Annotated in this window: 16 protein-coding genes; 9 read left to right on the top strand and 7 right to left on the bottom strand. The window is 66.4% G+C overall.

Going from position 1 to position 18,546, the window contains the following annotated elements:
• Positions 1–162: 162 nt before the first annotated feature.
• The 3 genes from dnaE (at position 163) to SMAL_RS06405 (ending at position 5,751) form a co-directional block, all read left to right on the top strand.
• Positions 163–3,753 carry a DNA polymerase III subunit alpha gene (dnaE, locus tag SMAL_RS06415; protein ID WP_004150958.1) on the top strand — a complete coding sequence of 1,197 codons (3,591 nt, stop codon included), beginning with the start codon at positions 163–165 and terminating at the stop codon, positions 3,751–3,753.
• A gap of 55 nt (positions 3,754–3,808) precedes the next feature.
• Positions 3,809–4,678 carry a hypothetical protein gene (locus SMAL_RS06410; RefSeq protein WP_012510505.1) on the top strand — a complete coding sequence of 290 codons (870 nt, stop codon included), beginning with the start codon at positions 3,809–3,811 and terminating at the stop codon, positions 4,676–4,678.
• A 113-nt stretch (positions 4,679–4,791) separates the two neighbouring features.
• Positions 4,792–5,751, top strand: a complete 960-nt coding sequence (locus SMAL_RS06405) for an acetyl-CoA carboxylase carboxyltransferase subunit alpha (protein WP_012510504.1) — start codon at positions 4,792–4,794, stop codon at positions 5,749–5,751.
• 140 nt (positions 5,752–5,891) lie between these two features.
• Here SMAL_RS06405 and SMAL_RS06400 read toward each other — a convergent pair whose 3' ends face one another.
• Positions 5,892–6,347 carry a CopD family protein gene (locus SMAL_RS06400; RefSeq protein ID WP_012510503.1) on the bottom strand — a complete coding sequence of 152 codons (456 nt, stop codon included), beginning with the start codon at positions 6,345–6,347 and terminating at the stop codon, positions 5,892–5,894.
• A 147-nt stretch (positions 6,348–6,494) separates the two neighbouring features.
• On the opposite strand from SMAL_RS06400, the gene SMAL_RS06395 reads away from it, so the two are divergent.
• Positions 6,495–7,085, top strand: a complete 591-nt coding sequence (locus tag SMAL_RS06395; protein WP_012510502.1) for a class I SAM-dependent DNA methyltransferase — start codon at positions 6,495–6,497, stop codon at positions 7,083–7,085.
• Positions 7,086–7,178: 93 nt separating this feature from the next.
• Positions 7,179–8,486, top strand: coding sequence for a polyhydroxyalkanoate depolymerase (locus SMAL_RS06390; protein WP_012510501.1), 1,308 nt, complete (start codon positions 7,179–7,181; stop codon positions 8,484–8,486).
• 138 nt (positions 8,487–8,624) lie between these two features.
• Here the strand turns inward: SMAL_RS06390 and SMAL_RS06385 are convergent, their stop codons facing one another.
• Together SMAL_RS06385 and SMAL_RS06380 are read right to left on the bottom strand one after the other, a co-directional pair.
• Complete coding sequence (locus SMAL_RS06385) at positions 8,625–9,614, bottom strand: sensor domain-containing protein (protein WP_012510500.1); 990 nt, start codon at positions 9,612–9,614, stop codon at positions 8,625–8,627.
• Entirely contained in the window at positions 9,611–9,976 is a 366-nt protein-coding gene (locus SMAL_RS06380) for a PadR family transcriptional regulator (protein ID WP_004150914.1), read from the bottom strand. The genes SMAL_RS06385 and SMAL_RS06380 overlap by 4 nt, the downstream gene beginning before the upstream one ends.
• 136 nt (positions 9,977–10,112) lie before the next feature.
• Between SMAL_RS06380 and SMAL_RS06375 the strand changes: the two genes are divergently transcribed.
• Positions 10,113–11,015: a peptidylprolyl isomerase gene (locus SMAL_RS06375; protein WP_012510499.1), complete on the top strand. Its 903-nt coding sequence runs from the start codon at positions 10,113–10,115 to the stop codon at positions 11,013–11,015.
• 577 nt (positions 11,016–11,592) lie between these two features.
• Here the strand turns inward: SMAL_RS06375 and SMAL_RS06370 are convergent.
• On the bottom strand, positions 11,593–12,465 hold the full coding sequence (locus SMAL_RS06370; RefSeq protein WP_012510498.1) for a DMT family transporter: 873 nt from the start codon (positions 12,463–12,465) through the stop codon (positions 11,593–11,595).
• A 116-nt stretch (positions 12,466–12,581) separates the two neighbouring features.
• Between SMAL_RS06370 and SMAL_RS06365 the strand changes: the two genes are divergently transcribed.
• Both SMAL_RS06365 and SMAL_RS06360 read left to right on the top strand, forming a co-directional pair.
• A complete protein-coding gene (locus tag SMAL_RS06365) occupies positions 12,582–13,526 on the top strand; it encodes a LysR substrate-binding domain-containing protein (RefSeq protein WP_004150868.1) in 945 nt (314 codons plus the stop codon).
• Positions 13,527–13,594: 68 nt separating this feature from the next.
• Positions 13,595–13,888, top strand: a complete 294-nt coding sequence (locus tag SMAL_RS06360; protein ID WP_012510497.1) for a hypothetical protein — start codon at positions 13,595–13,597, stop codon at positions 13,886–13,888.
• A 112-nt stretch (positions 13,889–14,000) separates the two neighbouring features.
• On the opposite strand, the gene SMAL_RS06355 is transcribed toward SMAL_RS06360, so the two are convergent.
• Both SMAL_RS06355 and SMAL_RS06350 read right to left on the bottom strand, forming a co-directional pair.
• The gene (locus SMAL_RS06355; protein WP_174238320.1) at positions 14,001–14,768 is read right to left on the bottom strand and encodes a DUF4349 domain-containing protein; all 768 of its coding nucleotides are present in this window, start codon (positions 14,766–14,768) and stop codon (positions 14,001–14,003) included.
• A gap of 32 nt (positions 14,769–14,800) precedes the next feature.
• Positions 14,801–15,157, bottom strand: coding sequence for a GFA family protein (locus tag SMAL_RS06350; RefSeq protein WP_004150849.1), 357 nt, complete (start codon positions 15,155–15,157; stop codon positions 14,801–14,803).
• A 113-nt stretch (positions 15,158–15,270) separates the two neighbouring features.
• Between SMAL_RS06350 and SMAL_RS06345 the strand changes: the two genes are divergently transcribed.
• Positions 15,271–17,079 carry a DUF885 domain-containing protein gene (locus SMAL_RS06345; RefSeq protein WP_012510496.1) on the top strand — a complete coding sequence of 603 codons (1,809 nt, stop codon included), beginning with the start codon at positions 15,271–15,273 and terminating at the stop codon, positions 17,077–17,079.
• 141 nt (positions 17,080–17,220) lie between these two features.
• Here the strand turns inward: SMAL_RS06345 and agp are convergent, their stop codons facing one another.
• Positions 17,221–18,444: a bifunctional glucose-1-phosphatase/inositol phosphatase gene (gene agp, locus SMAL_RS06340; protein WP_012510495.1), complete on the bottom strand. Its 1,224-nt coding sequence runs from the start codon at positions 18,442–18,444 to the stop codon at positions 17,221–17,223.
• Positions 18,445–18,546 lie beyond the last annotated feature (102 nt).

Genomic DNA, 18,546 nt, shown 5'->3' with positions numbered 1-18,546 from the left:
GCGCCGGACCATGCCCGGCGGCATGCGCGCAATCGCCGTACCGTCAAGCCTTGTCGCCACCCCCTGCCCTCGCTACCCTGACCGGGCACTCCAGCGCTTCCCGACCCCGGCGACGATTCCCCCGTCAGCACCCGGGGCCCGCGCGCTCCAACCTGGTCCGGCATGTCCAACTCCCGCTTCGTACATCTCCACGTCCACACCGAGTTCTCGCTGGCGGACTCGACCATCCGTGTGCCGGCCAAGCCCGATCAGGCCGACCCGAAGAAGGCCAAGCAGGCCAACCTGCTGTCGCGCTCGGTCGAGCTTGGCCTGCCCGCGCTGGCGGTGACCGACCTCAACAACCTGTTCGCCCTGGTCAAGTTCTACAAGGCGGCCGAAGGCGTGGGCATCAAGCCGATCGCCGGCGCCGACGTGCTGATCGCCGAGGAAGGCCAGGACCCGTGGCGGATGACCCTGCTGTGCCGCGACCGTGAGGGCTACCTGAGCCTGTCGCGCCTGCTGACCCGCGCCTGGATGGAAGGCCATCGCCCGGAAGGCGGCGTGGCAATCCACCCGGACTGGCTGAAGGCCGGCAACGCCAACCTGTTCGCACTCGCTGGCCGGCAGAGCCTGGCCGGGCGCCTGGCGCTGGACGGCAAGCATGAACTGGCCGAGCAGCAGCTGGCCGACTGGCAACGCGTGTTCGGCGACGGCCTGCACCTGGAGCTGACCCGCACCGGCCGCGAGGGCGAGGAAACCTTCAACCAGTTCGCGCTGATGGCCGCAGGCCAGCGTGGCCTGCCGGTGGTGGCCAGCAACGACGTACGCTTCCTGTCGCCGACGGATTTCAGCGCGCACGAAGCGCGCGTGTGCATTTCCACCGGCCGCGTGCTGGACGACCCCAAGCGCCCGCGCGAGTACAGCGACCAGCAGTACCTGAAGTCGGCCGAGGAGATGTGTGCGCTGTTCGCCGACATCCCCGATGCGATCGACAACACACTGGCGCTGGCCGAACGCTGCAACATCGAGATGCGGCTGGGCACCTACTTCCTGCCCAACTACCCGGTGCCCGACGACGAGACCCTGGACACCTGGATCCAGAAGATGTCGCGCGACGGCCTGGAAGAGCGCCTGGAGAAGAATCCGCTGGCGCCGGGCAAGACCCGCGAGGAGTACTTCGAACGCCTGGAGTTCGAGCTCAACACCATCATCAAGATGGGCTTCCCGGGTTACTTCCTGATCGTTGCCGACTTCATCCAGTGGGGCAAGAACCAGGGCATCCCGATCGGCCCGGGCCGTGGTTCGGGTGCCGGCTCACTGGTGGCGTGGGCGCTGAAGATCACCGACCTGGACCCGCTGCCGTACAACCTGCTGTTCGAGCGATTCCTCAACCCGGAACGCGTGTCGATGCCCGACTTCGACATCGACTTCTGCATGGATCGCCGCGACGAAGTGATCGACTACGTTGCGCGCAAGTACGGGCGCGAGCGCGTCAGCCAGATCATCACCTACGGCACCATGGCCGCCAAGGCAGTGGTGCGTGACTCCGGCCGCGTGCTCGGTTTCCCGTACGGCCTGGTCGACGGTGTCTCCAAGCTGATCCCGAACATCCTCGGCATCCACCTGAAGGATGCGCTGGGCAAGGGCAAGGAAGGCCCGAGCTCGGAAATGGCCTCGGCCGAACTGATCCAGCGCTACGAGAGCGAGGACGATGTCCGCGACCTGATCGACCTGGCGCTGCAGCTGGAAGACCTGACCCGCAACGCCGGCAAGCACGCCGGTGGCGTGGTGATCGGGCCGGAGCCGCTGAGCGAGTTCTGCCCGTTGTACGCCGAACACGACGAGAACGGGCTCGGCAAGAACCCGGTCACCCAGTTCGACAAGAACGACGTGGAAGAAGTGGGCCTGGTGAAGTTCGACTTCCTCGGCCTGCGCACGCTGACCATCATCGACTGGGCGGTGAAGGCGATCAACAAGCGCCATGAGCGCGCCGGCATTCCGCCGGTGGACATCGCCGCAATCCCGCTCGACGACACGCCCACCTACAAGGACATCTTCGCCAACGGCAATACCGGCGCGGTGTTCCAGTTCGAATCCTCGGGCATGCGGCGCCTGCTGAAGGACGCGCGCCCTGACCGGTTCGAAGACCTGATCGCGCTGGTGTCGCTGTACCGCCCCGGCCCGATGGACCTGATTCCTTCCTTCAACGCGCGTAAGCACGGCCAGGAAGAAATCATCTATCCCGATCCGCGTACCGAAGCGATCCTGAAGGACACCTACGGCATCATGGTGTACCAGGAGCAGGTGATGCAGATGGCGCAGATCGTCGGCGGCTACTCGCTGGGCGGCGCCGACCTGCTGCGCCGCGCGATGGGCAAGAAGGTGCCGGCCGAAATGGCCAAGCACCGCGAGATCTTCCGCGAAGGTGCGGCCAAGGACGGTGTGGACGAAGCCAAGGCCGATGCGATCTTCGACCTGATGGAGAAGTTCGCCGGCTACGGCTTCAACAAGTCGCACGCCGCCGCCTACGCGCTGGTCAGTTACCAGACCGCCTGGCTCAAGCGTCATTACCCGGCCGAGTTCATGGCGGCCACGCTGTCCTCGGACCTGGACAACACCGAGAAGGTGGTGGGCTTCCTGGACGAGGTGCGCAACCTCGGCCTGACCGTGCTGCCGCCGAAGGTGAACCACTCGGCCTTCATGTTCGAAGCGGTTACCCCGGACACCATCCAGTACGGCCTGGGCGCGATCAAGGGCGTCGGCCAGGGTGCCTGCGAGGCGGTGGTGGACGAACGCCTGAAGGGCGGCGACTACAAGGACCTGCTCGACTTCTGCACCCGCGTCGGTTCGGCCAAGCTCAACCGGCGCACGCTGGAGGCGATGATCAACTGCGGCGCGCTGGACGAGCTGGGCCACAACCGCGCCTCGTTGATGCTGCAGCTGCCGGAAGTGATCAAGGCCACCGAGCAGATGGCGCGCGAGCGTGCCTCCGGCCAGAATTCGCTGTTCGGCGGGCCCGACCCAAGCACGGTGACCATCCAGCTGGACCTTCCCGAAGCCGAGGAATGGCCGCTGCTGCAGCGCCTCAATGGCGAGCGCGACACGCTGGGCTTCTACCTCAGCGGGCATCCGTTCGACCCGTGGCGCGACGACGTGCGCGACCTGGTCGGTACTGACCTGGGTTCGGTGGAAAAGATCTGGAGCGCCAACAGCGGTGGCGGTGGCGGCGGCGAGAAGCGCTGGCGACCGGAGGTGCAGACGGTGCTGGCCGGCCAGGTGGTCGGCGTGCGCCGCAAGGGTGAGAGCCAGATCTTCATCCAGCTCGAAGATGGTCGCGGTCGCGTCGAGTGCAGCGCGTTCTCCGACGCGATGGCCGAGTTCGGCCACCTGATGACCAAGGACCGCATCCTGGTGGTCAAGGGCGGCCTGCGCGAGGACGAATTCAACGGTGGTTTCGCATTGCGCATCCGCCAGTGCTGGGACTTCGACGAAGTCTGCGCCAACTACGCCACGAGGTTGTCGCTGCGCCTGGACCTGCGCCAGCAGCGCCCGGTCTGGGAACGCATCGATGCGCTGCTCGACCGCCATCGCCCCGGCCGCACGCCACTGCGCCTGGACCTGCTGCTGAAGGGCCCGCATGGCGGTGTTGCCGGCATGCTCGATGTCTCCGGACAGAGTGCGGTACGCATCGATTCCAAGCTGATGGAGGCGCTGCGCGCCGACCCGGCCGTGCGCACGCTGAAGGTGCGCTACAGCCCGCCGTGGGCCAGCTGAAGCTGGCTCCCTCGTGTTCCTGTTCCTCCGTTCCAAATATCAAGGACGATTGCCGATGAAGCCCCTGCTGTTCCCGTTCGCCGCTGTGCTCGCGCTGGCCGCCTGCTCCCCGTCGAAGATCGAGTTCCAGATCGACAACCCGACCGACACGCCGCTGGCAGTGAGCATCGACGGCAAGGACCTGCCGGTGGCCGCACAGGGCTCGCGCCCGATTTCGCTGGCCGTGGGCGAGCATCGCCTGCACACCGAAAAGCTCGGCGACGTGCGCTTCATCGTCTACGTCGACGGTCGTGGTGGCCTGATCAACCCGACCCTGAGCGAGTACGTGATCGCCCGCGAAATCTACGTCACCGACGAGAGCAAGCTGAAGAACTTCGGCACCGGCAAGGCCGGCATCGAGCTGGGCGGCGTCGACTTCGAAGGCCCGTTCGAGAAGCGCCACGACCTGTTCATCGACAAGACCTGGACCTACGGCGTGCGCGAACCGTTCCCCAAGGAAAAGGTGGTCGCCCACGTCGATTCCAGCGGTGGCCAGATCGTGGCCAAGGTGTTCACCGCGCCGGACTTCATCGCCTACGTGGAAGAAGGCATGGGCGAACCCGGCGCGTTCAAGCGCGAGCAGCCGGCCGGCTACGTGGCGCCGGCGTTCAGCCTGGAACCGGCCCCGGCCAGCCTGCCGGCGCTGGTGCCAGCCTTCGAGGCGCATGCCGCGCCGCTGCGTGAGGTCTATGCGCGCTGGCTGAAGGCCACCACCGCCGATGAACAGAAAGCCCTGCGCAAGCAGGACTTCGCCGCGCAGATGGCCTTCACCTCGGTCACCGCCACGCTGGGCAGCGGGCTGGGCCGTGAGGCCAACGAGGCCTACAACGACTTCGTTTCCCAGCGCAGCCAGCTGATGGGCCGCAGCGCCCTGGTGGTGCCCTGAGTTGACTGGCGCCCCCCGCCCGGCTGCGTTACCGTCGCCTTCCAGACGAAGGCGTACGGGTGCTTTGCACGCATTCGGCTAGAATTCCCCTCTTCTTTACACGACGGCTTCCGATGAATCCGAACTACCTCGACTTCGAGCAACCCATCGCCGACCTGGAAGCCAAGATCCAGGAACTGCGCAACGCCAGCGCCGGGCCGGCGGTCAATGTCGAGGCGGAAGTGCACGCGCTGCAGGACAAGCTGCGCCTGCGCACCGCGCAGATCTTCCGCAACCTGACCTCGTGGCAGGTACTGCAGCTGGCCCGTCACCCGTCGCGCCCGTACACCGCCGACTACCTCCGCGTGATGTTCGATGAGTTCCAGGAGCTGGCCGGCGACCGTGCGTTCGCCGACGATAAGGCCATCATGGGCGGCCTGGCCCGCATCAACGGCCGTTCGGTGATGGTGATCGGCCACCAGAAGGGCCGCGACACCAAGGAAAAGATCAAGCGCAACTTCGGCATGCCCAAGCCGGAGGGCTACCGCAAGGCGCTGCGCCTGATGAAGATGGCCGAGCGCTTCGGCCTGCCGGTGCTGACCCTGATCGACACCGCCGGCGCCTGGCCGGGCATCGACGCCGAGTCGCGTGGCCAGTCCGAAGCGATCGCGCGCAACCTGATCGAGATGGCTGAGCTGAAGGTGCCGATCATCTGCACCGTGATCGGCGAAGGCGGCTCCGGCGGCGCGCTGGCGCTGGGCGTGGGCGACCGCACCGTGATGCTGGAATATGCGGTCTACTCGACCATCACCCCGGAAGGTTGCGCCTCGATCCTGTGGAAGGACGCCGGCAAGGCTAAGGACGCAGCCGAGCAGCTGGGCCTGACTGCCCCGCGCCTGAAGAGCCTGGGCCTGGTCGACAAGGTCGTGCGCGAGCCGACCGGTGGCGCCCACCGCAACCCGACGCAGATGGCCAAACGCCTGAAGGCGGTGCTGCTGAACGAACTGGACGCGCTGGAAAAGCTGTCCACCGAGCAGCTGCTGGAGCAGCGCTACACCCGCCTGCGCAGCTACGGCACGTACGAAGCGGCATAAGCCCGGTAGTGCCGGCCGCTGGCCGGCAACACGCAGGTGATTGCAGAAATGAAAGAGCCGGGCAGATGCCCGGCTCTTTCGTTTGCACCCTGACAGCATCCACGCATGGCGTCGATCTACCGGGTGCAGATGACCCCGCCTCAGAACGGCTTGGCCAGCACCAGCCACACGATCGGGATGAAGGCCAGCAGCGGGATCTCGTTGATCCAGCGCAGCGCGCGCGACGACGGCAGCGCCCTGCCCTTGGCCACGCCCTTGAGCAGGCGCCCGATCCAGATGAAATACGCCAGCAGCACGACCACCAGGCCCAGCTTGGCGTGCAACCAACCGGCACCGCCCGCGGCGACCATGGTCGGGAAATCCGGGATGACCTTGTAGCCCAGCCACAGCACCAGACCCAGCAGGAATGCCAACCCGAACATCGAGTGGCCGAAGCGGTACAGGCGCAGGCCCATCAGCTGCAGGCGCTCGGTCACCGCCGGCTGGCCAGCGGTCTCGGCCAGGTTCACCAGGATGCGCGGCAGATAGAACACCGTCGCCATCCACGCCACCACGAACACGATGTGGAAGGTCTTGACCCAGTAGTAGCTCTGCATGCGCTCGCTCCGGCGGCTGGCGTAGGTTGGCGGCCATTCTCGCATGCCGTGGCCGGGCCACCCCACGCGCCAGCGCCGCGACACATCGACGCATGGCACGCCGCAACGCCGTACGATAAGCGCCGTTTTCACCACTGCGACCGCCCCATGGACAAGACCTACGACGCCGCCTACTTCCAACGCTGGTACCGCAGCGCCGACATCGGCGGCAGCGCTCGACTGGCGCGCAAGGTCGCTCTGGCCGTGGCCAGCGCCGAGTACTACCTGGAACGGCCGATCCGCAGCGTGCTGGACATCGGCTGTGGCGAAGGCGCCTGGCGCGCACCGCTGCTGAAGCTGCGTCCGAAGGTCGAATACCTCGGCTTCGACAGCAGCGAGTACGCTGTGCGCCGCTACGGGCGGACCCGCAACCTGCACCTGGCCAGCTTCGGTGATTTCGCCTGGCTGCGGCCCTGTGCCCCGGTCGACCTGCTGATCTGCTCGGACGTGATGCACTACGTACCCAATCGCGAACTGCGCGCAGGCCTGGCCGGCGTGGCTGAACTGACCGCGGGCGTGGCCTTCCTGGAGACCTTCGCCGCCGAGGATGCGTTCGAAGGCGACCACGATGGCTTCCAGGCCCGCCCGGCGCGCTGGTACCGGCGTGAACTGGCCCGGCAGGGCCTGCAGCCGGTAGGGTCGCATTGCTGGCTCGGCCCCGCTCTGGCAGGCGATACGGCCGCGCTGGAGCGGATGTGAATCCGGATTCATTATTTTCAGCCAACTTAACCTGCGGGACACCCGGATGGGATATGCTGCGCGGCAACATATGACCATACATATTCGGTCGGCATGCTCTATCAACTGCACGAACTGACCCGCAACCTGCTCGCCCCCTGGGTGCACCAGGCCCAGGCCAACGCAAAGTTCTTCGCCACCCCGGGCCACTGGTGGTCGCAGATGCCCGGTGCCGATCGACTGGCGGCCGTCAATGAGCTGTTCCATCGCATCGGCAAGGATTACGAGAAGCCCGAATGGGGCATCAACGAAATCGATGTCGAAGGCGAGCGCGTGCCGATCGTCGTGCACGAGGAAGTGAGCAAGCCGTTCTGCAAGCTGCTGCGCTTCAAGCGCCACAGCAATGAAGCCGACCAGCTGCACACCATGCTCAACCAGCCGTTCGTGCTGGTGGTGGCGCCGCTGTCCGGCCACCACGCCACGCTGCTGCGCGACACCGTGCGCACCCTGCTTCGCGACCACCGCGTGTATGTGACCGACTGGGTCGACGCGCGCATGGTGCCGGCCAGCGAAGGCGAGTTCGGCCTCGACGACTACATCGCCTACATCCAGGAGTTCATCCGCCACCTCGGCGTCGAGCGCCTGCATGTGGTGAGCGTGTGCCAGCCGACGGTGCCGGTGCTGGCGGCGGTTTCGCTGATGGCCAGCCGTGGTGAACCGACCCCGCGCACGCTGGTGATGATGGGGGGCCCGATCGATGCGCGCTGCAGCCCAACCGCCGTCAACAACCTGGCCACGCAGAACCCGCTGTCGTGGTTCGAGAACAACGTCATCCACACCGTGCCGGGCAGCTATCCCGGCGCCGGCCGTCGCGTGTACCCGGGCTTCCTGCAGCACGCCGGCTTCCTGTCGATGAATCCCAGCCGCCACTTCAGCTCGCACTGGGATTTCTACACCGACCTGGTCAAGGGCGATCTCGAAGACGCCGACGCTCATCGCAACTTCTATGATGAGTACAACGCCGTGCTGGACATGCCGGCCAAGTACTACCTGGATACCATCCGCGTGGTGTTCCAGGACTTCCTGCTGCCGCGTGGCGAGTGGGTGGTCAACGGCGAAAAGGTCGATCCGTCGGCGATCCGCGATACCGCACTGTTGAGCATCGAAGGCGAGCTGGACGACATCGCCGGCCTCGGCCAGACCGAAGCGGCGCAGGCGCTGTGCACTGGCATCGGCGCGGACCGTCGCGAGCATTTCATCGTTGAAGGCGCCGGCCACTACGGCATCTTCAGCGGCCGTCGCTGGCGCGAAGTGGTGTACCCGAAGGTGCGCGATTTCTTCGCCGCGCATGCCGAAGCACCGGCGGCGAAGGCCTCAAAGAAGAAGAGCAACGTCACCCCGTTGCGCCGAAAGGCGGGGTAAACCGCCCGTGGTGGGTGCCGACCTTGGTCGGCGCTCCCGGGGTCGGATCCCTTTCCAGCGGAAAGGGCTCTGACCCCAGCACGATCGAATCCGGGGTCAGAGCCCTGTTCTGCGAACAGGGATCCGCCCCCTGACCGCTTACAACCGCACCAGCAGGTTCTTGGCGATCAGCCCATGCAGCTTGCCGATGCCGCGTGCCAGATGCAGGGTCAGCACCAGCAGCAGCGCCCCCACTGCGGCAACCGCGATCGCCACCAGCGGCGAGGCCGCCATCGGCAGCACGTTCACGTCGTTGATGTACACGCCGGGGATGTCGCCACTGAAGATCGCTGCGACCGGTGCCCAGATCAGGCTCAGCGACAGCGACAGCAGCGTCACCGCGATGGTGAAGTAGATGATGCCCAGCGGCAGCATCAGCACGAAGTACAGCAGCGTCAGCCAGGTGCGGCCATCGGTGAACATGTCGCCAATGCGCTGCAGCCAGCTGCGGCTGCGGTCGGTGTACTGCGGCCGGCGCGGCATGCGCTCGCCCAGCAGCGCTTCCACCAGTCGCCCTTCCAGCAGCGCCAGCCCGCGCACCGAACCGAAGAACAGCACCGTCAACGGGATGCCGATGATCAGGATCATCAGACCCAGCGACAGCGACAGCCCGGTGACCACCCAGGTGAAGAAGAAGGTGCCAGTCGCCAGCGACAGCAACATGTAGAACAGCGCACCATAGGTATGCGGATCGGCCACCACGCCGAAGAAACGCGCCAGCAGCGAGCGCTGCACCGGCGTCGGCGGCGGCGCGGCAGGCTCCACACCGCTCGCTTGCGCGGCCGCACGCAGCATCGGCGCAGTATCCGCACGCGGCGAGCGCAACGCACGGTTCACCGTCACCTCGGTCTCGCGGTAGATCTCGGCCACTTCGTCCGGCGCGCCATAGCTGCCGGCGACGTCGGCGATCACCTCGGTTTCGCTGCGCCCGGGCTGCGCTGCCAGCTCCGAGCGCAGATATTCCTCGGCGTCGTACAGCGCGTCCTGCACCATCGCCGGGTCGGCGCCTTCCAGCGCCGCGCGCAGCTGCGCCAGATACTGCGGAATGGTGGTCGGCAGGGCACTGCCTGCCAGGCTCGGGTCGTTCATTGTGGTACCCCCTCCAACACGGAATCGACGGAATCACGGGTGGCCTGCCAGGCCTGGCGCCATTGCGCCAACACCTCGCGGCCACGTTCATTGATGCGGTAGTAGCGTCGCGGCGGCCCGCTGCTGGACGGCTCCACATGGCTTTCCAGCAGGCCGGCGCCCTCCAGGTTGCGCAGCACCGGGTACAGCGCGCTCTGCTTGCCGCTCAGCACGCCCTCGCCCACCCGCTCCAGTTCCTTGGCGATCAAGTACCCGTACAACGGTTCGCCGGCCCGGGCCAGCACCGCCAGCAGGGCCAGCGACACCGTTCCGGCGCTGAGCTCCTTCTGGAACTTCTTCAGGTGGACATCGTCCTCGGACATGACCGGCCCTCCACTACGTTGAAGTCCACAGTAGTGCGAAGTTCGGTATAGCGAATGTGTCGTTAGTCATCGTGCCGGTTGGCGAGACCAGGCCGCTCGCGCAGAATCAAAGCCTCGTTCATGTTCCGGGGTTCCCATGCCGCACCGTCGTCGCCTTGCCCTGACCGCCCTCGCCCTCGCCTGCCTGCTGCCCGTCCTGGCCAGTGCGGCCTCGCCCTACCGCAGCCCGCAGCAGATCCTCGATGCCTCGGCGGCCAGCGACTGGCGCACGCCGGACCCGGCCAACCTGCTGTACATGGACCTGCCGGCCGGGCGGGTGATCATCGAGCTGGCGCCGCAGTTCGCCCCGCGGCATGTGGCCAACATCCAGACCTTCGCCCACGAGCACTTTTGGGACGGCACCAGCATCTACCGTTCGCAGGACAACTTCGTGGTGCAGTTCGGCGATGCCGACGCCGATGATGCGGCCAAGGCAAAGCCGTTCGGCAGTGCCGCGCGCAAGCTGCCGGCCGAGTTCGAGCGCGCCAGCGCTGGCCTGAAGGTCAGCGTGCTGCCGGACCGTGATGGCTGGGCGGCGCAGACCGGTTTCGTCGACGGCTTCCCGGTCGGCCAGGACCCACAGGCCGGCAAGGCCTGGCTGGCGCACTGCTACGGCATGCTCGGCGCTGGCCGCAGCAACGAGGAAGACAGCAGCATCGGCGCAGAACTGTACGTGGTGACCGGCCAGTCACCGCGTCAGCTGGACCGCAACATCACCCTGGTCGGTCGCGTGCTGAAGGGCATGGAACTGCTCAGCGCAACGCCGCGCGGACCGGCGCCGATGGGTTTCTATGCCGACCCGAAGCTGCGTACGCCGATCGTGTCGATCCGCCGCGCCAGCGATGTGCCGGTGGCCGAGCGCACGCCGATCCAGGTACTGCGTACTGATTCAAAGACGTTCGCCGATACGGTCGAAGCGCGACGCAATCGTGTGGACGATTTCTACAAGCGCCCGGCGGGGCATATCGATCTTTGCAATATTCCGGTACCGGTGAAGTAACGCCGTCGCGGGTTCTGCGCGTGGCGCGTGCTGAAGGTGCTTCACTGTTCATGGGCGTTGCTTTTCTTTGTACGCAAAGAAAAGTAACCAAAAGAAACGTTCCGCCAGCCGCGAGCCGATGCTGCGCACCGGTGCCCTGTGCTCCTCGGCCCGTCGAGGGACGGCGCGGGAACTCGCTGCGCTCAGACACCCGCGCCTCTTCGCCCTCGCCGGACCTGCGGTGCTCGGCTCGCTCAAGGCGGACCCAACGTCCAAGGCGACCGCATCATTCGCCGTGCATGGTCCGGCACTGTCGCTGCCCGCACTCGCGGCTGTGGCCTTTGATCTGGGTCCGCCTTGAGTGAGCCGAGCATCGCAGGGGAATCAGGGGCGAAGAGGTGCCGATGTCTGAGCGTAGCGAGTTCGGCACCGTCCCCTGATTCACCGAGAAGCGCAGGGGACCGACGTGCGAAGCACGGCGGCTCGCGACTTGGCGGCGCGTTTCTTTTGGTTACTTTTCTTTTCGCGCGAAAAGAAAAGTGACGCCCATGAACGATGAAGCACCTTCAGCACGCGCCACGCGCAAAACGCCAACGCATCAGCCCTTCTGACTTACCGCCACACTCCCCAGAATCAACGCACCGGCAATCAACATCTGCACCGTCACCGCTTCACCCAGGAACAGCCAGGCGAACGCTGCGCCGAACAACGGCACCAGATAGGTCACCGTCGATGCACGCGACGGGCCGATGCGGCCGATCAGGCGATAGAACATCAGGAAGGCGAATCCGGTGCAGACCACACCCAACGCGATCGCCGCGCCCCAGGCCTTGCCCGGGATCGGCCCCTGCGGCAGATGGGTGAGCGCCATCGGCAGCACCCACAGCGAGGCGCACGACAGCGTGGCGGCCGCCGCAGCAGCCGAGGGCAACCCGGTCATGTGCCGCTTCACCAGGTTCACGCCCATACCGTACAACAGCGAAGCGGCCGCGCCGGCCAGCACCGCCGTGCCGATGCTCAGGCCGGAGATCTTGGCCGTGGCCAACACCACTACGCCGGCAAAACCAACCAGCAGCGCACCCGCACGCCGCGCGCCGATCTTCTCGCCAAAGAACAGGAAGGCGATCAACGCAGCGAACAGCACCGTCATCGCATTGCAGATCGCGCCGATCGCTGCCGGTGCACGTTCGGCTGCGTAGGCGAACAGCACGAACGGCAATGCCGAATTGACCAGGCCGATCGGTGCCAGCCACAGCCAGCGCCGCGGCGGAAACTGCGCCCGCGCTTGCCACAGGAATGGCAGCAGCACCAGCGCGCCCAGTCCCAAACGCATCTCGACCAGCGCAAAGGGGCCGAACGACGGCACTGCCACCCGCATGAACAGGAACGAGCAGCCCCAGATGGCGCCCAGCAGGGTCAGTTCCAGCGGTGTGCGCCAGTCACGTTCGGCCGTCTGTGGCACCGCATTCATATCCGTTCTCCAACCATCACTGCATTCCTCGTCCGGCCTCACAGGATCGGCCGCAGACGACCGCCACACAAGCGCGTAGTATCGCTGCCAGCCACAAATATGGTTTGAGGCTCGACATGTTGCTACGTCCTTCCCTGCTGCCGGCACTGGCCGTGTTCGCGGTCGCCGCGCGCCATCAGAACTTCGCCCAGGCCGCGCAGGAGCTGCACCTGACCGCCAGTGCGGTCAGCCACCACGTGCGCAGGCTGGAAGAGGTGCTGGAGACCCGGCTGTTCCTGCGTCATGCGCGAGGCGTCCGCCTCACCGCCGAGGGACGGCAGCTGGCCGATGCCGCCAGTGCGGCCTTCGCTGATGTGGCTGCGGTCGCCCATCATCTGCAGCCTGACGCCGACAGCGTGCCGCTGCGGATCACCACGCTGCGCTCGTTGTCATACTGCTGGCTGCTGCCACGGCTGCCGCGCTTCACCCAGGCCCATCCGCACATACGCATCGAGCTGCACACCGGCAGCGGCCTGGACCGCTACGACGACAACGGGCCGGAGGTCGGCATCCGTTACGGCCTTGGCCAATGGCCCGGCCTGCATGCGCAGCATCTGATGGACGACAACCTGTTCCCGGTCGCCTCACCGGCGCTGGCCGGGGTCGAAACGCTGCAGGACCCGGCACGCATCGCCGAGCTGCCGCTGCTCAGTGATCTGTCACCGCAGGGTTGGCGCGACTGGTTCCGCCACGCCGGCGTACGCCCGCCCTCGCCGATGCCGCCGATGCACACCTTCGCCGACAGCACCGATGCGATGCGTGCGGCGGTGTACGGCATGGGCGCGGTACTGGCCCGCACGCATGTCGCACAGCCCTATCTGCAACGCTATGAGCTGCTGCGCCTGCCTGGCCCGGCGTTGAAGGCGCGCTATGCCTACTACGTGGTGCATGCCGAAGGACAAGCGCCGAGCCCGGCCGCGCGCCTGTTCATCGACTGGTTGCTGGAACAGGCCCAGGACGAACGCACGCCGATCCCAGCGCTGCCGGACAGCCTGCTGGGGCGCATGCCTACAGCCGGCTGACCGTGCCCTCACCCGGTCTTTGCCCGCGGCCGGCTAGGCTGCAGGCAACCCCACACCGTACCTACGCCATGGCCATGCTGCGACTGCGCATCACCGGAACCGAAGACGACGCCCGCGCGATCAGCGACCTGCTGCTCGGCCTGGATGGCATCGAACATGTCGAGGAAACCGACGACCTGATGCCGCACATGGACGACGACGATTCCAGTTCGGCCGGGCTGTCTGATGACATCGGCCCGGGCACCCACGAACTGGAGGTGGAAGTGGGCAACGAGAGCACCGCGCAGAAGGTGCGCGATGCAGTGCAGGAGCTTGCGCTGGAGCTTGATGTGTTCGTCGAGTACGAGACCGACGAGGGCTGAGGGCTCGCCGGGCATGGCCCGGCGCTACCCGATGCTCGAAGCACCCCGGTAACGCCGGGCCATGCGCCGTCTGTTCCGGTAGCGCCGGGCCATGCCCGGCGAACACGTGCGATTACGGCTTGCGACGGCGGCGACGCCACCACGCCCGCACACCCCAGGCCGCGATCAACGCCAGCACCGCTACCGGCAACAACGCGGCGGCAGCGCGGATCAGGAACGCAATGCTGGTGCTGAGGATGCTGCCCGATTCGCTCAGCGCTTCGCCGATCTCGCTGCGGCTGCGCTGGCCCGAGGTGGTATCGAAGTGCATCGTGACCAGCTGGGTATCGATGCGCCGGCGTTGCTGCGCCGAATCCTTGTTGGCCTGTTCGACGCCCGCTTCGATCTCCGACAGGCGCGTGGTGATCGCCATCAGGTCCTCGATCTTCAGGTCCTTGCGATCCTGGTAGGACAGCAGCCGCGCGTGTTCCTTCTCCAACCGCGCCTTGGTCAGTGCGGTGTCGGCGACCTGCTGCGCGAGATCTTCGGCGCGCGTGTTACGCGACTGCAGCGTGCCACCCTCACCGGCCATCGCGATCAGGGGCTCGGTGCCCTTCGGCGCGATGCGTACCTTGACCTCACCGCTGGGCTGCTCGCCACTGCGCTGGTCGACCTGCAGCACCGCGCAGTCACCGAACTTCGCGCTCTGGCAGGCCTGCGCCACCTGCTGGATGCGCACAGCGATCTGCGCCGCTTCCAGCTGGATCTGCACGTCATGCTCGTAGGCCAGGAACGCACCTTCCGGCGAAGCAACAGCAGCATCGGCAGCAGCGGCACCCGCCTCCTGCGCCCTCTCGCCGTTCTTGGCACAGGCCGCCAGCGCCAGCAGCAGCACCGGCATTGCCACCACACGCGTCCACGCCCGCAGCGGCCTCACAGTGCAGCTCCGTCGTAGGACATCACCGCCAGCGTGGCCAGGTCTACCTGCGGTACGCAGCGCACGTTCACCGCCACCATCGGCGTGCCGGTGTGCGGGTCCACCGCTTCGCTGTAGGGAGCAACGCCGCACTCGCGGCAGTGGTGATGATCGATGTGGGCTTTGTTGAAGTGGTAGGTGGCCACGTCCGCGGGATTGGTGCTCAGCTGGAACGCCTCGCGCGGGGCAAACCACAGCAGGCTGCCGCGGCGACGGCACATCGAGCAGTTGCAGTCGATGACGTCGCTGATCGGCGCCTCGGCCTGTACGGTGAATGCGATCCTGCCGCAATGGCAGCTTCCCTGGTATTCCATGTCCTGCGCTCCGCTGGAGGGTCCTTGTCAGTGCCCATGGTAATCCTATGGCACGGGGACAAAGCAGCCCCGGAGGCCTATGCTCGGGAATTGACCCCAGTACAGGAACGCCGATGCGCCCGCATCTTCTTGCCCTCGCCCTGGTCGCCGCCCTGGCCGGTTGCCAGCCGGCCGACGCCCCGACCAACGGTTCCACCCCGGCCGCCAACCAGCAGGCCGGTGACGCGGCGGTTGATGCCGCCTTCGCCGACCTGTCCAAGCGCGCCCTGGACACCTGGATGCAGCTCTCGCCGGTCAGCGCCACCCAGATCGGTGACCACCGCTACGACAGCGAGATCGACGACCTGAGCGCCGCCGGCCAGCAGAAGACCCTGGCCGCCTACAAGGCGCTGCTGGGCGAGCTGGACAAGATCGAGGTGGCCAAGCTCGGCCGCGAAAACCAGGTGGACGCGGCGATCCTGCGCAACCAGCTGCAGTCCGAGATCTGGAATGCCGAGGTCATGCAGTCCGGCAAGTGGGACCCGCAGCTGTACAACGGCGTGGCCGGCAGCGCGATCTACGGCCTGATGGCCCGTGAGTTCGCACCGCTGCCCGAGCGCCTGAAGTCGGCCACCGCGCGCATGGAGAAGCTGCCGGCGATCTTCGCCCAGGCCCGCGAGAACCTGGATCCGGCCCGCGTGCCGAAGATCCATGCCGAGACGGTGGCCAAGCAGAACAAGGGCATCCTCAGCATCGTCGATACCTTCATCACCCCGCACATCGGCGAACTGCCGCAGGCCGACCAGCAGCGCCTGCAGGCCGCCATCGATGGCCTGAAGAAGGCCGTGGACGAGCAGCAGACCTGGCTGGACAAGACCCTGGTGCCGAACGCCAAGGGCGACTTCCGCATCGGTGCGGAAAAGTACGACCAGAAGCTGAAATTCGCGCTGAACTCGTCGCTGTCGCGCCAGGAGATCGGTGAGCGAGCACGCGCCGAACTCAAGCGCGTGCGCGAAGACATGTACGGCATCGCGCAGACCGTGCTGAAGGACAAGCCGGGCGCACCGGAGATGCCGGCACAGCCGACCGACGAGCAGCAGCAGAAGGCGATCGAGGCCGCGCTGGAGCTGGCCTACGCCGACAAGCCGGCACGCGACAAGGTCGTCGACGATGCCAAGGCCGCACTGGAGCAGTCCACCGCATTCGTGCGCGAGCACGATCTGATGACCCTGCCCGACGCGCCGGTGGACATCATCCTGATGCCGGAATTCCAGCGTGGCGTGGCCGTGGCCTACTGCGATTCGCCGGGCCCGCTGGACAAGAACCTGAAGACCTTCTACGCCGTGTCGCCGATTCCGGACGACTGGAACGACAAGCAGGTCGACTCGTTCCTGCGTGAGTACAACTCGCGCATGATCCACCTGCTGAGCATCCACGAAGGCACCCCGGGCCACTACCTGGAAGGCTGGCATTCGGCCAAGTTCCCCTCCACCCTGCGTGCGGTGCTGCGTTCTGGCCTGTTCGCCGAAGGCTGGGCGGTCTACACCGAGCGCATGATGCAGGAGCAGGGTTACCTCAACAACGACCCGCTGTTCCACCTGGTGCAGCTGAAGTTCTACCTGCGCACGATCTCCAACGCGATCCTCGACCAGGGCGTGCACGTGGACAACTGGGATCGCGAAAAGGCGATGCACCTGATGACCCACGACGCCTTCCAGCAGGAGAGCGAAGCCTCGGGCAAGTGGGTGCGCGCGCAGCTGACCTCGGCACAGCTGCCGACCTACTTCGTCGGTGCGCAGGAACACTTCGACACCCGCAAGGCGATGCAGGACAAGCTGGGCGACAAGTTCAACCTCAAGGCCTATCACGACCAGATGCTGTCCTACGGCGCCCCGCCGGTGCGCTTCGCACGCCAGCTGATGCTGGACCAGCCGATCGAGTGATCGCGCCGGTGTGAGCGGAAGCAGAACGGCCCGGGGAAACCCGGGCCGTTTTCTGTTCGGCGTCCCGGGATGGACCCATCCACGCATGGCGTGGATCTACTACCCGCCTGCCAGTAGATCCACGCCATGCGTGGATGGCATTCAATTCACCGCGCGATGCAGCACGCGCTCGAACTGCACGTCACTGCATCCATTCTGCCCACACCCGGGAAGCGCGAGCTCCACCCGACCGGGTGGCTGTACATCGCTCAACGGGAGCGCATCTCGCAGTTGCGCGGTGGTCGGGTAGACGTAGGCCAGGCGGAAACGCACTTCGCCGGCCCCACGATCACGCCAGCGTTCAAATTGCAGCAGGCCGCCGATCGGCGTCTTCTCGTACTGGCCCGGCAACGTGTAGTCCGTGATTCCCAGCGCCGCCAGCACCGAACCAATGTTGGAATCGTGGCCGACCAGCAGGCTCACCTTCGGCGATGCCGGGTCCTCGAACAACGCATTCACTCTTGCCAGCAGCGGCGCGGCCACGTCACGCGCCACCTCGGGCGTTCCGAACAGGATGTCCTGGTAACCGTTGCGGATCTGCGCCAGCGCCTGCCATTGGGTCTCCGTGTTCAATCGGCCCCAGCCTTCGCGGGGGATGCCACTGCCCTGGTAGTGCTCCATCAACAGGGCATCGACCAGCCCGCTGGCCAGAGCCAGCGAACCGGAAGTACGCGGTTCCCTGCCCGGCTCTGCGCTGAGAATGGAATCGGCCGGCGTCAGGTGGCATTCGCTGCGGCCTGCGCACGCAGCCGACTGCGGGTAGCGGGTGATCGCCTCCACCACTGCCAACGCCGGTGCCAGATCCGATGCGACCTGCGCCTGTTGCATCGCCGACAACGCGCGTTCGCGGAAGGCCGCATCACCGTTGTGGATCACCGGATTGAACAACGGATCCATCGTGCCCAGCGGCATGCGCTGCTCGACCGTGACATGGCAGCCCGGGAACGCACCGGCGATGAAGAACTGCGCGGTGGCCTGGGTGCGCTGCAGGCTGTTGGCATGGGCGTGGAAATCCGCCGGCTGCGGGCAGCCTGATACCGGCAGCAGCTGTGCGTGGCGCAGCCACTGGCCGATGTAGCGGCCCATGTAGACCTCCAACACCCCGCCCTTGGTGGTCAGCTCGCCAGCACCTACGTCCCAGCTTGGCCAGCGCTCCGGCGTGGCATTGGCCAAAGCACCCGATGCCACCACCGGAGCGCGCAGGTTGTGGCGGCTGAGCAGGACAACCTGCTCGAGGTGGTCGCCTTCCACGGGCGCTGGCGCAGCGGCTGCAACCGTGGTGGCGAGGGTGAGCGCCAGCAACAGGGGGCACAGGGATCGGATCATGCTGGTTTCCGGAAAGGGCTCGGGGTCAGAGCCTTTTCCTGCGGAAAAGGATCCGACCCCGAGGGACGTGATGTGAGGTCGGTTCCCTTTCCACCGGAAAGG

This window comes from Stenotrophomonas maltophilia R551-3 (assembly GCF_000020665.1).
Lineage (GTDB): Bacteria > Pseudomonadota > Gammaproteobacteria > Xanthomonadales > Xanthomonadaceae > Stenotrophomonas > Stenotrophomonas maltophilia_L.
The sequence above is the reverse complement of the archived record's forward strand: the minus strand, read 5'-3'. Positions and strand labels throughout refer to the sequence as shown.

What these genes read in the sequence shown, in the direction of transcription:
- dnaE (WP_004150958.1), top strand. Translation starts at nt 163, where the DNA reads ATGTCCAACTCCCGCTTCGTACATCTCCACGTCCACACCGAGTTCTCG.
- SMAL_RS06410 (WP_012510505.1), top strand. Translation starts at nt 3,809, where the DNA reads ATGAAGCCCCTGCTGTTCCCGTTCGCCGCTGTGCTCGCGCTGGCCGCC.
- SMAL_RS06405 (WP_012510504.1), top strand. Translation starts at nt 4,792, where the DNA reads ATGAATCCGAACTACCTCGACTTCGAGCAACCCATCGCCGACCTGGAA.
- SMAL_RS06400 (WP_012510503.1), bottom strand. Translation starts at nt 6,347, where the DNA reads ATGCAGAGCTACTACTGGGTCAAGACCTTCCACATCGTGTTCGTGGTG.
- SMAL_RS06395 (WP_012510502.1), top strand. Translation starts at nt 6,495, where the DNA reads ATGGACAAGACCTACGACGCCGCCTACTTCCAACGCTGGTACCGCAGC.
- SMAL_RS06390 (WP_012510501.1), top strand. Translation starts at nt 7,179, where the DNA reads ATGCTCTATCAACTGCACGAACTGACCCGCAACCTGCTCGCCCCCTGG.
- SMAL_RS06385 (WP_012510500.1), bottom strand. Translation starts at nt 9,614, where the DNA reads ATGAACGACCCGAGCCTGGCAGGCAGTGCCCTGCCGACCACCATTCCG.
- SMAL_RS06380 (WP_004150914.1), bottom strand. Translation starts at nt 9,976, where the DNA reads ATGTCCGAGGACGATGTCCACCTGAAGAAGTTCCAGAAGGAGCTCAGC.
- SMAL_RS06375 (WP_012510499.1), top strand. Translation starts at nt 10,113, where the DNA reads ATGCCGCACCGTCGTCGCCTTGCCCTGACCGCCCTCGCCCTCGCCTGC.
- SMAL_RS06370 (WP_012510498.1), bottom strand. Translation starts at nt 12,465, where the DNA reads ATGAATGCGGTGCCACAGACGGCCGAACGTGACTGGCGCACACCGCTG.
- SMAL_RS06365 (WP_004150868.1), top strand. Translation starts at nt 12,582, where the DNA reads ATGTTGCTACGTCCTTCCCTGCTGCCGGCACTGGCCGTGTTCGCGGTC.
- SMAL_RS06360 (WP_012510497.1), top strand. Translation starts at nt 13,595, where the DNA reads ATGGCCATGCTGCGACTGCGCATCACCGGAACCGAAGACGACGCCCGC.
- SMAL_RS06355 (WP_174238320.1), bottom strand. Translation starts at nt 14,768, where the DNA reads ATGCCGGTGCTGCTGCTGGCGCTGGCGGCCTGTGCCAAGAACGGCGAG.
- SMAL_RS06350 (WP_004150849.1), bottom strand. Translation starts at nt 15,157, where the DNA reads ATGGAATACCAGGGAAGCTGCCATTGCGGCAGGATCGCATTCACCGTA.
- SMAL_RS06345 (WP_012510496.1), top strand. Translation starts at nt 15,271, where the DNA reads ATGCGCCCGCATCTTCTTGCCCTCGCCCTGGTCGCCGCCCTGGCCGGT.
- agp (WP_012510495.1), bottom strand. Translation starts at nt 18,444, where the DNA reads ATGATCCGATCCCTGTGCCCCCTGTTGCTGGCGCTCACCCTCGCCACC.